The sequence below is a fragment of the Brevibacterium sp. S111 genome (assembly GCF_004745075.1).
Classification (GTDB): domain Bacteria; phylum Actinomycetota; class Actinomycetes; order Actinomycetales; family Brevibacteriaceae; genus Brevibacterium.
Window position 1 is genome coordinate 1 of the sequence record NZ_RHFH01000003.1, and the last position, 14,069, is coordinate 14,069.

The window sequence follows — 14,069 nt, forward strand, 5'->3', positions numbered from 1 at the left end:
TGGGCTATGAGATCCCTGCCCGGGCGATGGAGTCGTTCTTCGATCGCACCGAGACGGAATCATCGGCAGCCGACCGGGCTGCTTGAGGAAATAGTGTTCTCCTGTCGAAACAACTTGACACAGTCCATTGTCTGGGACTGCGATGATCAGATGACTGCGGTCATGTTCCCACTTTGTGCCCATCGCCGCCGCGATGTCTGTGGACCGATAGCGCCAGAACTCCTTCAAAGATATGACCGCGTAGTCGAGCTCCTGCTGAAGCAGTGACTCGACCTCCCAGAGGTAGTTCAGCGCCCACAAGAGCGAGTTCGGATCGTCATGGTTGGCGTCGCGTGTCTGCCTCTCGGCGAAGCTCAACAGCAGATCGAGTCGTTTCCAAATATTGCGTCCCCCATCGTTCTGGGGTTCAGGATCCGTGTTGTCAAAGTTCTCAGTCACTGAATTTCCTCCTCCGGCGGGTGGTTGTGAGGTTGCGGCCCCAGTTGCCGCAGTTGTTTGTCGACGGCCGCATCGATTGGTTGCTCGGCCAGCGCGAACGCTGGATGAGGCCCTCATTCGGAGTCGGCGTCTTCTTGCATCGTCGAATACCAGTCATCGACGTCTTCGCGAGAGAAGCGAAGGTGGCGACCGATCTTATGTGCTGTCGGTCCGAACCCTTCGACGCGCCACTTGTAAATCGTCTGCTTCGGGATCCGCAGCTCGGCAGCAAGATCTTCCGCCGTCAGCCACCGTGTATCGCTCGTCGATGCTGTCACGGTCACCATCTCCTCGTGTTGCAGCGTTTGAAAACTATCGATGCAACAATCTTATCAGAGGATTGCACTGATTGCCGATGATTGGTGAAATTGCTAGGCTGGGTTCCATGAATTTCGCTGACCGACGCCCCGTACCAGTCGTGACCCCCGCCGAGAATGAAGGTTTGGTTGATGGCGATTGGGGGAAGGCAATAGGTCGCACCGAAGGGCAGGCGGACCTTTGGCACCGCATCGATGCTTCCGGCGTGCCGTTTCCGCTTTGGGTGCGTGTTGCGCAGTCTGAGCACGGGGACTTTGTAATCACGGGAATGCTGCTTGGTGATCCGGAAGGGGGCCAGGCAATCGGCACCGGCGGCCTCTCCAAAATCGCGATCAATGACATCCTGTCGGCGATTGATGATGCTGACCGGTCAGGTGTCGGCGACTTTCGGGAGTATTCTCCGGAGTTCAACGGGCGGGTCCCGAGGCCCGGCGGTCAAGTGCTTGGTGACGACACCATCTATGAGGCGGCCACCGTGGCAACTCTGGTGAAGTGGTACGGCAAGGGACGCCCGGTGATCTCAACGACGGCTGAAGCGCTCAACGTCTCGCGAGCTACAGCCTCCCGACGCATCCAGCGTGCCCGCGACATGGGCTTGCTCGATCAAGCTGCCGAAGTCCTCGCAGGTGGGGATGGAGCGGCAAACGCCAAGATGGCTGAAGAGTACGGAATAGTCGAGCATACGGTGCACCTTGAAGACACCGACGATGGTGATGGGAATGCCTAGACCGCGTCTGGAGCTCGGAACGTGGGGCAGGATTACCCGAAAAGAGATTGCTGAGAATAGGTGGCGTGCGCGGGCACGGTTTCGTGATTTCACCGGTAAGACGAAGCAGCGTGAAGCCTATGGTGCGTCTGGGGCCAAAGCTGAGCGCAACCTCCTCAGGGCTCTGCGCAGCGAGGTTGATTCCGCGGGCGACTCGATAGCCGGAAGCACCACAGTGACCGCGCTGTCGAAGTTGTGGCTAGCCGACCCGGACCTCACTGAGAACTGCACGGCTCAGACCGTTGAGCGTTACACGGACAGCCTGAATAGGCATGTATTGCCGGCTCTGGGCGAATACATGCTCATGGAAGTGACTGTGTCCAGGGTTGATCGCTTCCTCCGGAATCTTGCAGTAGTGACGCCGGGGAACGCGAAGACCGCGAGGTCAGTGCTCAACGGCATGTTCAAGCTTGCGGTTCGTCACGACGCTGTCCGGTCGAATCCGGTGCGGGACGTACGTCTTCCTTCGAAGCCGAAGAAGCCCGTCGCGGCAATGAGTGTCGATGAGGTCGGGGCGCTTCGTGAGGGGTTGCGCGCCTGGCAAGACGGGGTGGGTTACCGCGGACCGCGGCGGGGGAGTGATTTGCTCGATGTCGTCGATGTGATGTTGGCAACCGGGCTTCGAATCTCCGAAGTTCTTGCGCTGCGATGGGGTGATGTCGACCTCGGGGACCAGCCAACCTTGACGGTCTCGGGCACGCTGGTTTACCTCAAGAAGAAAGGGCTTCTCCGGCAATCGCATACAAAGACCTCGAGTGGGTTCCGGATTCTCACTCTGCCTGCGTTTGCCGTGGAGGTGCTGCTTCGCCGCAGTGTCGAGGCGATTCCCACTGAATCGAACGCGGTTTTTCCATCCGGCAAAGGCACCTGGAAATGGCCGAACAACTATCGGCGAACGCTGAGAGCTGCGCTCAAGGATATCGAAAGTGACGGCCAGATCTCGCCGCATGTATTCCGGAAGTCCGTAGCCACACTCATCGACGCCGAAGCGACTCTCGAAGCGGCTGCTGCTGTGCTTGGTCACTCGGGTACAGCAGTCACTGCGAAGCACTATGTGAAGAAGGCGACCGCGGCTCCCGACATGTCGGAGATCCTCGATCGATTCGGCAAGAACCGAAACGAAAAAGATGGGTAACCGTGGGGTTCTCGACTCCTTATCGGAATCAGCTCATCCGCTTGGAAAGCATCATTGCAGGTCAGATGCATTTTGTAGGGTCCCCCCACTGGGATTCGAACCCAGACTGAATCGATTTTAAGTCGACTGCCTCTGCCGATTGGGCTATAGGGGGGAATGCTCAGAACACACTTTATCGGCAAACCGATGCCACCGCGATCTGAGACATTCCGCGCACGGCCCGAGGCCGCGGCTAGCCTGAACCAATGACGATGAACGGACCGAGCCGGCAGGCCTGGGTGATCCTCATCATCGGTGTCCTCACGCAGATGGCGGCGACGATCGCGATTGCGGGGCCGGCATTCCTCATCCCGTATATGCACTCCGACCTCGGGTTCACACTCACCCAAGCCGGGACGGTGGCCGCCGCCCCGAGTTTCGGTCTCATCCTCACCCTCATCGCGTGGGGTGCCTTCGCCGATCGCTACGGGGAGCGGTTGGCCATGACCCTGGGCATCGGACTGACCGCAGTGTTCTCGGCCGCCGCGGTCCTCGTCGTCGACTCACCGATCTGGATGGTCCTCGTCATCGCCGCCTCCGGCGCTGCTGCCGCGTCGGTGAATTCGGCCAGCGGCCGTGTCGTCACGGGCTGGTTCCCCCGCCACCGCCGCGGGCTGGCCATGGGGATCCGGCAGATGTCCCAGCCCTTGGGCACGAGCGTCGCGGCCGTGACCATCCCACCGATCGCCGCGGCCGGCGGCTTCCCCGCCTACCTCTGGTACGTCGCGGCCGTCACCGGTGCGCTCGCGCTCATCTGCTTCGCCCTCGTGCGGAACCCGCCCCAGCAGGAACCCACCCGCACCGAGGTGGCCGTCCTCGACCGCGCCACTGAACCAGGCAGCCCCGCCCCAGCCGGACCGGTCGTGTCTCGGAGTGACCCCGACCGGCCGGGGGCCGCCTCGGCGGGGGAGGGCAGCGGGGACTCCGCCTCGATGCTCAATCCCTACCGCAGCGATTCTTTCCTGTGGCGTATCCATGCGGTTTCGGCCCTCCTCGTCGTCCCGCAGTTCGCGTTCTCCACCTACGGTCTCGTGTGGCTCATCGCCGTCCACGACATCGGTGCGGGAACCGCGGGCGCGGTGGTCGCGACCGCGCAGATCGTCGGAGCCCTGGGGCGCATGCTCGTCGGCGGACTCTCGGACCGCGTCGGCTCGCGTGTCGGGCTCATGCGCATCGTCGCGATCGCCGCTGTCGTCTGTGTCGCGGCGATCGCCGTCCTCTCGCTCAAGGAGCTGCCCGTCGCCGCGGCCATCGTGTTCATCCTCGCCTCGGCGGTGTCGGTGGCCGATAACGGGCTCGCCTTCGCCTCGGTCGCCGAGGCGGCCGGCCCCCGCTGGTCGGGCAAGGCGATGGGTGCACAGAACACGGGACAGTTCGTCATGTCGGCGCTGCTGGGCCCCGGTTTCGGCGCACTCGTCACCGTCTTCGGCTACCCGCTGTCCTTCGGGCTCATCGCGCTCGCACCCCTGCTGGGCATCGGTATCATCCCCAGACGGGACATCGATCGCATAACCTGATATTCACCTCGCCGCGTTAGCGTGCACGAGGCACGACACCGTGGCGCCATCGGAAGGGAAGGACCTCGTGAACAACCTGTTCCAAGAGAATCTGCGGGAGTACATCGACAAACTCCGCCTCGAAGGCTACGCTGTTGAGGACAGTCAGACCACGGATCCTCACCTCATCGACCCGATGGGCCGCGCCGTCGAAACCTGGCGTGAAGGGTACCCGTACGGGGAGCAGATGGATCGTGAGACGTACGAACTCGAGAAATACCGACTGCAGGTCGAGCTGCTGAAATTCCAGTACTGGGGCCAGGACACCGGCGCCAAACACGTCATCGTCTTCGAAGGCCGGGACGCCGCTGGCAAGGGCGGGACGATCAAACGCTTCACCGAACACCTCAACCCGCGTGCCGCCCGCGTCGTGGCGCTGAACAAGCCCTCGGACCGGGAGGCCGGACAGTGGTACTTCCAGCGCTACATCTCCCACCTGCCCACGAACGGGGAGATCGTCATGTTCGACCGCTCCTGGTACAACCGGGCCAACGTCGAACGCGTCATGGGCTTCTGCACCGATGACGAATACGAGACGTTCATGGACCAGGCTCCTGTGTTCGAGAAGATGCTCATCGACTCCGGCGTCCACGTCACGAAATTCTGGTTCTCCGTGACCCAGCGGGAGCAGCGGACCCGGTTCGCGATCCGACAGATCGACCCGGTCAGGCGGTGGAAGCTCTCACCCATGGACCTCGAATCCCTCGACCGATGGGACGACTACACAGAAGCGAAGGAGGAGACATTCCGCCGCACGGACACCGATCATGCCCCGTGGATCACGATCAAGAGCAACGACAAGAAGCGCGCTCGACTCAATGCGATGCGCTACTTCCTCAACCAGTTCGACTACGAAGACAAGGACACCTCGGTCGTCTTCGAGGCCGATCCGCTGCTCGTCCGCCGCGGACGTGACGCCGTCGACGACTAGTCCCCGACGTCGATGACTGGTCCCGGACAGAGACTCGGCCGGGTGGAAGGGGAAAGACCACCCGGCCGGAACCGTGGAGCGGGACTCTCACCCGCACTGTCGCTTGTCGACGCTCATCTGCAGCCGACCATCTGAGTCTGAGGCCCGTCCGTCGCCGGTCACCTGCCGCAGCCGTGTCCGGCTCACCAGCAGAGACTCACGCGTCTGCGGCCTCCTTGCGTGCCCTGCGCAGAGCACGGCGCTTCTTGTGCCCGGTGAAGCTGGTGAAGAAGAGGATGATCGCCAGGAGGACGAACAGTCCGCCGCCGACGATTCCCGCATCGACCCAGAACTGCGGCGGGAACAGCCTGATCAGCGAGTCATCGGCGTAGAATTCCCACGTGCCGTCGGCGAAGAAGACCTTGTGGAATCCGCGGAAGAAACTGTCCCAGCCGAGTACGGCGACGACAGCGACGGCGGCCATGGCGATGATGCTGAAGATCGATCCCAGGCGCACTCCGGCGTGAATGCCCATCCCGTTGCGACGGCACATGTAGATGCCGAAGAGGACGGATCCGATGATCCCGACCAACGCCACGAGGTAGAGCAGAGAGATGAGGCCCTTGACGTCGGCCATATGGCTGAGCTCATCGGAGATGAAGACCGGCTCACCATTGGGCATGACGACATCGGCGAGGTAGCGCCGAGAGTCGAAGTTGTGCAGGTAGTCGACGACATACGTCCCGTAGTGTTCACGGTCGGCGGAACCGAAGCCGAACTGATCGGCCGGGAACCCAGGGCGGAAGTATTCGATCTTGAGGAAGATGCCCGAGGCGACGAAGCGGACCGCCAACGCCAAGAGGACGAAGGGGGTGGCGAGCATGATCCAGATCGTGCCGATGACATCGAGGACCGAGCGGCGGCGTTCGGGCACTTCGGGGTCCCGCGCATCGGTCGACGTCGCCGCCTTCGACACGGCGGCCCAATCCGCTTCGCTCATCACCGCGGTGCGTGCGTTCTCCGGAACCTCACGTGTGGCGCCGGTATCGGTCGATGTCGCCGAGGCGGTGCTCGACGATGCGGTGCGATCAGTCGCCCGCGTGTTCGTCGTCGGCTGAGAGTGCGGATTCGCGGAATGGGCGGGAGCCACCCTCACCGGGCCCGTCGAGGGCATGGCGTCCGCGGAATGCTTGGGGGCATCCTCGGCGATGGGATCCGTGATCGGATCGAACGCCTCGGTGTCGGTCGAGGGATCATTGGCCACCTCCAGAGGGGCCTGCGACTGCTTCTCGGCAGCACTGGCAGACCCTGAACTCATCCGCCTGCTCAGGAGGTCGTCGGTCTCGTTCTTCTCGTCTCTGGACACACCCCCATTGTCAGCGACCCGAGGGGCTGAGCGGGGCAGGACACGCCACGGCGGCCGATTTCACCGCAGCCGGGCGTATTCCCGGGCGGACGAACCTCAACCCAGCAGGGCGGCGATGATGACGAGGGCGGGCACCGCTAGGACGGTGGTGATGAACACTGCGTCGCGCATGAGCGCCTCGGACTGCCGGTACTGCATCGAGTAGATGTAGACGTTCTGCGCGGTCGGCAGGGCCGAAGTCACGACGATCGCGAACAGGTCGACTCCCTCGTAGCCGAGCAGAGGACCGCCGATGACCCAAGCGATGAGCGGTTGACCGACGAATTTGGCGACGGTGATGTATGTCAGTTGCGAGCGCGTGCCCTTGACGGGCAGGGCCCACCCGTCCTTGAGGGAGATGCCGAAGGCCAGCAGCGCTCCGGGTACGGCAGTGGCGCCGATCATGTCGATGGGTTCGAAGATGAACCGCGGCAGTTCGAAGCCCGTCGCCGAGGCGGCCACACCGGCTGCGGCGCCGAGGACGATCGGGTTTCTCAGCACTTGGAGGACCGTGGTGTACCAGTGGGAGTCGACCTGCTTCTTCCCCGCCCCGTCGAGGACGGCCATGCCGATCGGTGCGAGCACGAGCAGTTGGAAGAGCAGGACGGGAGCGACGTAGCCGATGTCGTGGAGGACGTAGGCGGCGATCGGGATGCCGAGGTTGCCGATGTTGACGTAGCTGGTCGCCCAGGCGGAGAACATCGCCTCACCGGTGCTGCGTCGGCGAATCCAGCGGGTGAGGACGAAGAGGAGGAGACCGACGATGATGGCCGAACCGCCGGTGGCGAACAGAGCCGTGTTGAAGATCAGCCCGAGGTCGGTGTCGGCGACGGTGACATAGAGCAGCGTCGGGGTGCCCGCGTAGAAGACGAGCTTCGCGATGACCTGCTGACCGTGGGGTCCGAGGACGCCGGACCGTCCGAGGACGAATCCGGTGAGAATGACTCCGGCGATGACGGCGAAACCTTCGAACACAGCCAGCATGGGCTACTCGGGGTCCTCGCTTCCTGCGACCCGGTGGTCGGTCGTTGAGTCGGTCGGTCAATCGGTGTGCCGGTCGATCGAGCCGTGATCGGCGGCCGGCGTGTCGGTCAGTCCGCCTCGGCGATATCGGACACGAGGTAGGACGCGGCCGCACTGACGGCTCCGACGGCGAGCACTGACGGCCAGGCGCCGATCTTCTTCGCCAAGGGATGCGAGGCACCGAAGCCGCCGAGGTAGGTCAGGGCGAGCCCGGTCGCTGCCGGCCACCCCTTCTTCACATACCAGGAGCGGGCGGCATAGGCACCGGCCGCAGCGAGGACGACGCCGCCGAGCGGACGGATCCCGGTCTCGCGGGCGGTGAGGAAGCCGCCGATGAGACCGACGGCGACGAGTGGGGCGGTGGAGACTTCGCGTGCATCCTTCATGTGCTCAAGTCTATGCAGGTGGATCCGCGACCCGAACTGCGGTCTCACAACGAGGAACACCGGATCGATCGGAGACGGTCACGCTGCGTCGCTCTGATGCGGATGCAGTCGGGCGAGCCTCGCGAGGATACGGGCCCAGTCGAGCGAGTCTGCTGGTCGGCCCCAGGGCGGGCCCGCGGCTCAGCTCAGGGAGATCTTGATGACCGAGGCGATGCTCAGCGCCGCGATGAGGCACACCGCGGTGGTGAGGAATGCCACGGCCCACGGGGTGGGACGACCGCGCTCGGATCGGATCGAGACGGAACCCAGACGGTAGCGCCTGACCTGCATGGCGATCGCTACGATCGCCAGGCCCATGCAGATGACGAAGATCGCCACCGACCAGCCTTGGAAGACATTGACGAACCGCATGAAGACGAGGCTCACGACCGTCATCGTCAGGCTTGTGCGCAGCCACGACTGCGTGGTGCGCTCCGGTTGCAGCGCCGGGTCGGAGTGCGGCTGCGGACGGGGCGGTCGGGAGGCCATCACAGCAGACCGGCGACGACCAGGACGAGCAGACCGGCACCCAGCGCCGTGGCGAGGCTGACGATGGGGATGATGAGAGGCAGCGGCAGAGAGGTCTTGCGCCGCATCGCCGATTCGATGCGGTGCCACCGGAAAGCGGCGCCGGCGGCGAGGACGAAGCCGATGACCATGAGTACGATCGACAAGGTGGCGCGCAGCGTGGTCGAGAAGATCTCCGAGGTGAAGGCCTCGACCGCGATTCCGCCGCCGATGAAGGCCAGAGCGGTGCGGATCCAGGACAGGAAGGTCCGTTCGTTGGCCAGGGTGAAACGGGGGTCCGGGTCGACTCCGTCCGGGAAGACCCGGCGGGCGATGCGGCTGCGGGAGTCCTCGGCAGAATTATGGTCACTCACACTTCGAGGATAGCGGTAGACCGTGTGCGGTGGGTATGGACGGCTGCCGACATGAGCGACGATGCCGCGATGAAGCCCGTGCTGCGGAGCATCGCCGACCGGTTTCGAGCCGGGGCAGGGGCAGACCAACCGCAGGGGCAGAGCAGCTGACGACCGTGCCCGGCTCCGCACCGCCTCGGCGGGGATGACGCTAAGCTGGGAGACGCAATGGCAGAAGAGAACCCGTCCCCGTCGACCACGCCAACGGACACGAACCCTCAGCAGCCGCCTCGGCGCCGGAACACCGGACGTGGGCGCTCGCAGCAGCGACGCAAGTCCACGGCCGCACACCACCAGCAGCGCCGGGCTCGGCTCAGGGACGCCCGCACGGCACACCCGGTCGCCGTCACCTACCCCGAAGACCTGCCCGTCACCGCCGCGAGACACGAGATCGCCGAGGCGGTCCGGGACAACCAGGTCGTCATCATCGCCGGCGAGACAGGTTCGGGCAAGACCACCCAGCTGCCGAAGATCTGCCTCGACCTCGGACTCGGCGTCGACGGACTCATCGGACACACCCAGCCGCGGCGGATCGCTGCCCGGACCGTGGCGGAACGCATCGCCGACGAGCTCGACGAAGAACTCGGCAACACCATCGGCTACCAGGTGCGCTTCACCGCGCAGGTCGCCGACTCCACCCGGGTGAAGGTGATGACCGACGGCATTCTGCTCTCCGAACTCTCCCGCGACAGGCTGCTGCGCGACTACGAAGTCATCATCATCGACGAGGCGCACGAACGCAGCCTCAACATCGACTTCCTCCTCGGCTACCTCAAGGAGGTTCTCCACCGGCGCCCCGACCTCAAGGTCATCATCACCTCGGCGACGATCGACCCGGAATCGTTCTCCGCCCATTTCGATGACGCTCCGATCATCTCTGTCGAGGGTCGGACCTACCCCGTGGAGGTCCGCTACCGTCCGCTCGGGGATGACCCGGCCGCTGACGATGATGACCTGGAGGGTCCCGGCGATTCCGGCAACTACGCGACGGGAGTCGAGGAGCAGACCGAAGGCATCATCTCCGCCGTCGACGAGCTCGCCGCCGAAGCCCCCGGCGACATCCTCGTCTTCCTCTCCGGCGAGCGCGAGATCCGCGATACCGCCGATGCGCTCGAAGACCACCTGCGCAGGCGTCCGAAAATGAGCAGCTGGGAGGTCGTGCCGCTGTTCGCCCGTCTCTCTGCCGGGGAACAGCAGAAGGTCTTCCAACCGCATGCGCGTCCTCGCATCGTGCTGGCGACCAACGTTGCTGAGACCTCGCTGACGGTGCCCGGCATCAAATACGTCATCGATGTCGGCACCGCCCGCATCTCCCGGTACTCCAACCGCACCCGGGTGCAGCGGCTGCCGATCGAGCGGATCTCCCAAGCCAGTGCCAACCAGCGCAAGGGCCGGTCGGGGCGGACGAGCGAAGGCATCTGCATCCGGCTGTACTCGGAAGAGGACTTCGAATCCCGACCTGAGTTCACTGATCCGGAGATCCTGCGCACGAACCTCGCCAGCGTCATCCTGCAGATGGCGTCGCTCGGTTTCGCCTCCAGCGACCAGGAGATCCTCGACTTCCCGTTCCTCACCCCTCCGGAGGCCCGGGCCGTCCGTGACGGCCGAACGATGCTCACCGAGCTCGGGGCCCTGACCAGCGACAGCACGGGCAGAATCCACGTCACCGAGATCGGTCGGAAACTCACCGTGCTCCCGATCGACCCCCGACTGGCCCGGATGGTCATCGCCGGTGCGCAAGCCGGATGTGGGGGAGAGGTCACCGTCATCGTCGCCGCTCTGTCCATCCAGGACCCGCGAGAACGCCCCGCCGAGGTGCGTGCCGCCGCCGATGAGAAACACGCCCGGTTCACCCATCGCGGCAGCGACTTCCTGTCCTACCTCAACCTGTGGAACTACCTGCAGAGCCTGCAGGCCGACATGGGGTCGTCGAAGTTCCGCCGCCGGTGCAAGACCGAATTCCTCAACTTCGTGCGCATCCGCGAATGGCAGGACCTCGTGGGACAGCTGCGTTCGCTGCTCGGCTCGGCGGGGATCCGCATCGAGAAGTCCGTGTGGCAGCCGACGGACGATGAGTCGCAGGCTGACCCAGCCGGCCGCCAGTCCGGCCGGGGCTCTGCGGGCTCTGGGTCGGGCAAGATCGGATTCGCCGAACTCAGTGCGGCCAAACGCAGTGCCAAGAAGCAGGGGCTCACCGGCTCTGCCGGGGCGACCGGCAAACAGGTGGCCGCCGTGAAGCTCGACCCGCATGCCGCTGCGATCCACCGGTCCCTGCTCACCGGGCTGCTGACGATGATCGGCTCCCGCTCCGAACGTCACAAGGACTATCAGGGTGCTCGCGGCACCCGCTTCGCGATCTTCCCGGGGTCGGGACTGTTCAAGGTCAACCCGGACTTCGTCATGGCCGCCGAACTCGTCGAGACCTCCCGCCTGTGGGCCCGCACGGTCGCGGCGATCGACCCGGACTGGGTTGTTGAGGCCGCCGGTGATCTGGTGACCCGACAGCATTCGGATCCGCACTGGTCGACGAAGGCCGGTGCCTCGATGGTCTATGAGAAGATCTCGCTCTACGGAGTCACACTCGTCAATGACCGCCGCGTCGGATACGGGCAGTTCGACCGGGAGGCCGCCCGCGATATGTTCATCCGCAAGGGACTCATCGAAGGCGACTGGCACGAACGCTTCGGGTTCCTCGACCACAATGCCGCAGTCATCGACGATGCCGAAGAACTGGCTTCGCGCACACGCAACCGCCGCGTGCTCGACCAGGACGATGCCCTCTTCGAATTCTTCGATGAACGGATTCCGGAGGGGATCACCTCGGCGGCGGACTTCCGATCGTGGTGGAAGAAGCAGAAGCGACGGGACTCCCACCTGCTCGACCTCACCACCTCGGTGCTGCTCAGCGATGACAGCGAAGAGCTCACCGCCTCGGTGGCCTCGGATTTCCCGATGGAATGGGAACTGGCCGACGGCACCCGGGCCAAGCTGCGCTATTCCTTCGACCCCGGAAGCACCGACGACGGGGTGACCGTCGAAATCCCCGCCGAGGCGGTTCCCGCCGTCGACGTCGAAGACTTCAGTTGGCAGGTGCCGGGGCTGCGCGAAGAACTCGTCGCCGCCTATATCCGGTCGCTGCCGAAGAACAAACGCCGCTACTTCGTTCCCGCGCCCGACGTGGCCCGCGAGATTCTGCCGGCACTGACCCCATACCAAGGCAGTCTGCCGGAAGTGCTCGCCGCGCATCTGAGCGAGCGTGCCGGCGGGGGAGGCCTGCACGATCTGGTGCCGATCACGGTCACTGCCGCCGACTTCGACCGCACGCGGATCCCCGCTCATCTGCGGCTGACGTTCCGTGTCGTCGACGGGACGAAGACCGTCGGGCTCGGCGAAGATCTCGCCGCACTGAGCACTCGAGCCAAACCGCAGGTGCGCAAGGCGCGGCAGAAGCAGACCTCGTTCACACCGAAGACCGGGCAGACGGAGTGGTCGTTCGGCGAACTCGGTGACCCGGACCAGGCAGCGGCCGGTGCCGTCCCCGGACTGGCCGATCGGTCGAAATCCGTCGACCTCGTGGCCTTCGACACCGCACTCGAAGCCCGGATCGCCACCCGAGAAGCACTCATCACACTGCTGTCACTGCACCCCGGTGACACGCTCAAATACCTCCAGGACGGGCTGACGACCGAGGAGAAGCTCATCCTCGCCGGTCACCAGAAGTCCGCAGACGAACTGCTCACCGGCCTCATCCGCGTCGGCATCCGCGGACTCGTGGCTGACAGGCTGGGTCCGGCGGAGTCCTCGTGGGTGTCCACGGCGGAGCAATTCGCGCGACTGCGCACGGACGTTCACGCCCAGCTGCCGCTGAGCTGCGTCGAGCTGCTGCCGTCGCTGCTGAAAGCGCTCAACGCGGCAACCGAGCTCGACAAGCTCGTGTCGAAGGTCTCCTCGTTGACGATCCTGTCCAACCTCGCCGATGTGAAGGCATGGAGAGGATCGCGGACGAGCGCGGCGGCAGTGGCGGCGATGACTCCGCAGATGCTGCGCGAGCTGCCCCGCTGGGTGCAGGCCGAAGTGGTGCGCATCGGCGGAATGCAGGATTCACCGATCCGCGACAAGCAGCTCATGGACCGCGTGACCGGCTGCGGCGATGATGTGGTCAAGAAGATCGGCAACCGCTTCCCGCCGCTGGCGAAGGCCGAGTGGTCGCAGCTCGTCGTGTCTCTGCCCGCTGCGTGGGTCGAGGTCGTCACGATGGTCGAAGAGCTGCGAGTCTCACTGTTCGCGAATTCGCTGGGCACCGCACACCCGGTGTCGGAGAAGCGCATCGCGAAGGCTCTCGCCCAGCTCTGACACCGGCCGTCTCTGAGGCAGTTGCGGTTGCCGCATGTGGCCATCCGTCACCGTTCGCGGCAAAACACCTCGGTGCACCGGGTGGTTTCGGCGCCAGCGGTGACTGATGGACTGCGGATCTGTAGGAGGTGCCGCGAGTCGTTGGACCGGCCGTCAGCTGGAGGAGGTGCCGCTGGGAGTGCGGAGTGCCCGCAGCGGTGAGGAACGGCGGTCAGGCGGCGGGCCGGCGGACAAGCCGCGGGACGGCGGTCAGGCGGCGGGCCGGCGGTCAGGCCGCCGGATGGATCAGCCAGTCGACAGCAGCCCACATCGGAACGACAGCAGCGGCGAGGAACGCGGCGACCGCCCACCAGGTGCGCCATTTCCAGGTGCGGCGACGGGTGCCGATGAAGAGGAACCCGATCCAGAAGACCACGCAGAACGCTCCGGAGAGACTGAGCAGCACGAGGCCGGCGGCCTCCCACCCGGAGGTGCCGATATCGAAGATGTACTTCGTCACCTGGGCGATCTGAAGCGAGAACATGATGGCGAACGCAAGCAGCGGTGCACCGAGCACGCCCGCGACGATCAGCGGTAGGGCCTTGAGCCAGCGTTCCTTCGGTTCCGAACGGCCGGCATATTCAACGAATTCCTCAGACATCGCCACCAGCATATGGGCAGAATCCGACAAGACGCTGGACGCTCCGCCCTTCCGCGAACCTCAGCCCCGGCCACTGTGACTGAACGGACACGCCGGACGGAG

General features: G+C 64.7%; 13 protein-coding genes and 1 tRNA gene. 5 read left to right on the forward strand and 9 right to left on the reverse strand.

Annotation, left to right across the window (positions count from 1 at the left end; genetic code table 11):
- Both EB836_RS04250 and EB836_RS04255 read right to left on the reverse strand, forming a co-directional pair.
- A partial coding sequence (locus tag EB836_RS04250) for a hypothetical protein (protein ID WP_135537919.1) occupies positions 1-438 on the reverse strand: 438 nt, incomplete at its 3' end.
- A 113-nt stretch (positions 439-551) separates the two neighbouring features.
- Complete coding sequence (locus EB836_RS04255) at positions 552-755, reverse strand: helix-turn-helix domain-containing protein (RefSeq protein ID WP_240689594.1); 204 nt, start codon at positions 753-755, stop codon at positions 552-554.
- Positions 756-862: 107 nt separating this feature from the next.
- Between EB836_RS04255 and EB836_RS04260 the strand changes: the two genes are divergently transcribed.
- The gene (locus EB836_RS04260) at positions 863-1,522 is read left to right on the forward strand and encodes a hypothetical protein (protein ID WP_135537923.1); all 660 of its coding nucleotides are present in this window, start codon (positions 863-865) and stop codon (positions 1,520-1,522) included.
- Positions 1,488-2,696, forward strand: coding sequence for a site-specific integrase (locus EB836_RS04265; RefSeq protein ID WP_135537925.1), 1,209 nt, complete (start codon positions 1,488-1,490; stop codon positions 2,694-2,696). Before EB836_RS04260 ends, EB836_RS04265 begins: the two co-directional genes overlap by 35 nt.
- A gap of 80 nt (positions 2,697-2,776) precedes the next feature.
- Here the strand turns inward: EB836_RS04265 and EB836_RS04270 are convergent.
- Positions 2,777-2,850, reverse strand: a tRNA-Leu gene (locus tag EB836_RS04270).
- A 91-nt stretch (positions 2,851-2,941) separates the two neighbouring features.
- On the opposite strand from EB836_RS04270, the gene EB836_RS04275 reads away from it, so the two are divergent.
- Positions 2,942-4,252 carry an MFS transporter gene (locus tag EB836_RS04275; protein WP_135537927.1) on the forward strand — a complete coding sequence of 437 codons (1,311 nt, stop codon included), beginning with the start codon at positions 2,942-2,944 and terminating at the stop codon, positions 4,250-4,252.
- Positions 4,253-4,319: 67 nt separating this feature from the next.
- A complete protein-coding gene (gene ppk2, locus EB836_RS04280) occupies positions 4,320-5,222 on the forward strand; it encodes a polyphosphate kinase 2 (RefSeq protein WP_135537929.1) in 903 nt (300 codons plus the stop codon).
- A gap of 196 nt (positions 5,223-5,418) precedes the next feature.
- Here ppk2 and EB836_RS04285 read toward each other — a convergent pair whose 3' ends face one another.
- From EB836_RS04285 to EB836_RS04305, 5 genes are all read right to left on the reverse strand, one after another.
- Positions 5,419-6,567 (reverse strand): TIGR01906 family membrane protein, encoded by a 1,149-nt coding sequence (locus tag EB836_RS04285; RefSeq protein ID WP_135537931.1) that lies wholly within the window; start codon positions 6,565-6,567, stop codon positions 5,419-5,421.
- A 96-nt stretch (positions 6,568-6,663) separates the two neighbouring features.
- Complete coding sequence (locus tag EB836_RS04290) at positions 6,664-7,590, reverse strand: AEC family transporter (protein WP_135537933.1); 927 nt, start codon at positions 7,588-7,590, stop codon at positions 6,664-6,666.
- Positions 7,591-7,697: 107 nt separating this feature from the next.
- Positions 7,698-8,015 carry a hypothetical protein gene (locus EB836_RS04295; RefSeq protein WP_135537935.1) on the reverse strand — a complete coding sequence of 106 codons (318 nt, stop codon included), beginning with the start codon at positions 8,013-8,015 and terminating at the stop codon, positions 7,698-7,700.
- Between the two features lie 180 nt (positions 8,016-8,195).
- The gene (locus EB836_RS04300) at positions 8,196-8,543 is read right to left on the reverse strand and encodes a DUF202 domain-containing protein (protein ID WP_135537937.1); all 348 of its coding nucleotides are present in this window, start codon (positions 8,541-8,543) and stop codon (positions 8,196-8,198) included.
- Complete coding sequence (locus tag EB836_RS04305) at positions 8,543-8,935, reverse strand: DUF202 domain-containing protein (RefSeq protein ID WP_135537939.1); 393 nt, start codon at positions 8,933-8,935, stop codon at positions 8,543-8,545. The genes EB836_RS04300 and EB836_RS04305 overlap by 1 nt, the downstream gene beginning before the upstream one ends.
- 207 nt (positions 8,936-9,142) lie before the next feature.
- On the opposite strand from EB836_RS04305, the gene hrpA reads away from it, so the two are divergent.
- Positions 9,143-13,327, forward strand: a complete 4,185-nt coding sequence (hrpA, locus tag EB836_RS04310) for an ATP-dependent RNA helicase HrpA (protein WP_135537941.1) — start codon at positions 9,143-9,145, stop codon at positions 13,325-13,327.
- 268 nt (positions 13,328-13,595) lie between these two features.
- Here the strand turns inward: hrpA and EB836_RS04315 are convergent, their stop codons facing one another.
- Positions 13,596-13,967, reverse strand: a complete 372-nt coding sequence (locus EB836_RS04315; RefSeq protein WP_135537943.1) for a hypothetical protein — start codon at positions 13,965-13,967, stop codon at positions 13,596-13,598.
- Positions 13,968-14,069 lie beyond the last annotated feature (102 nt).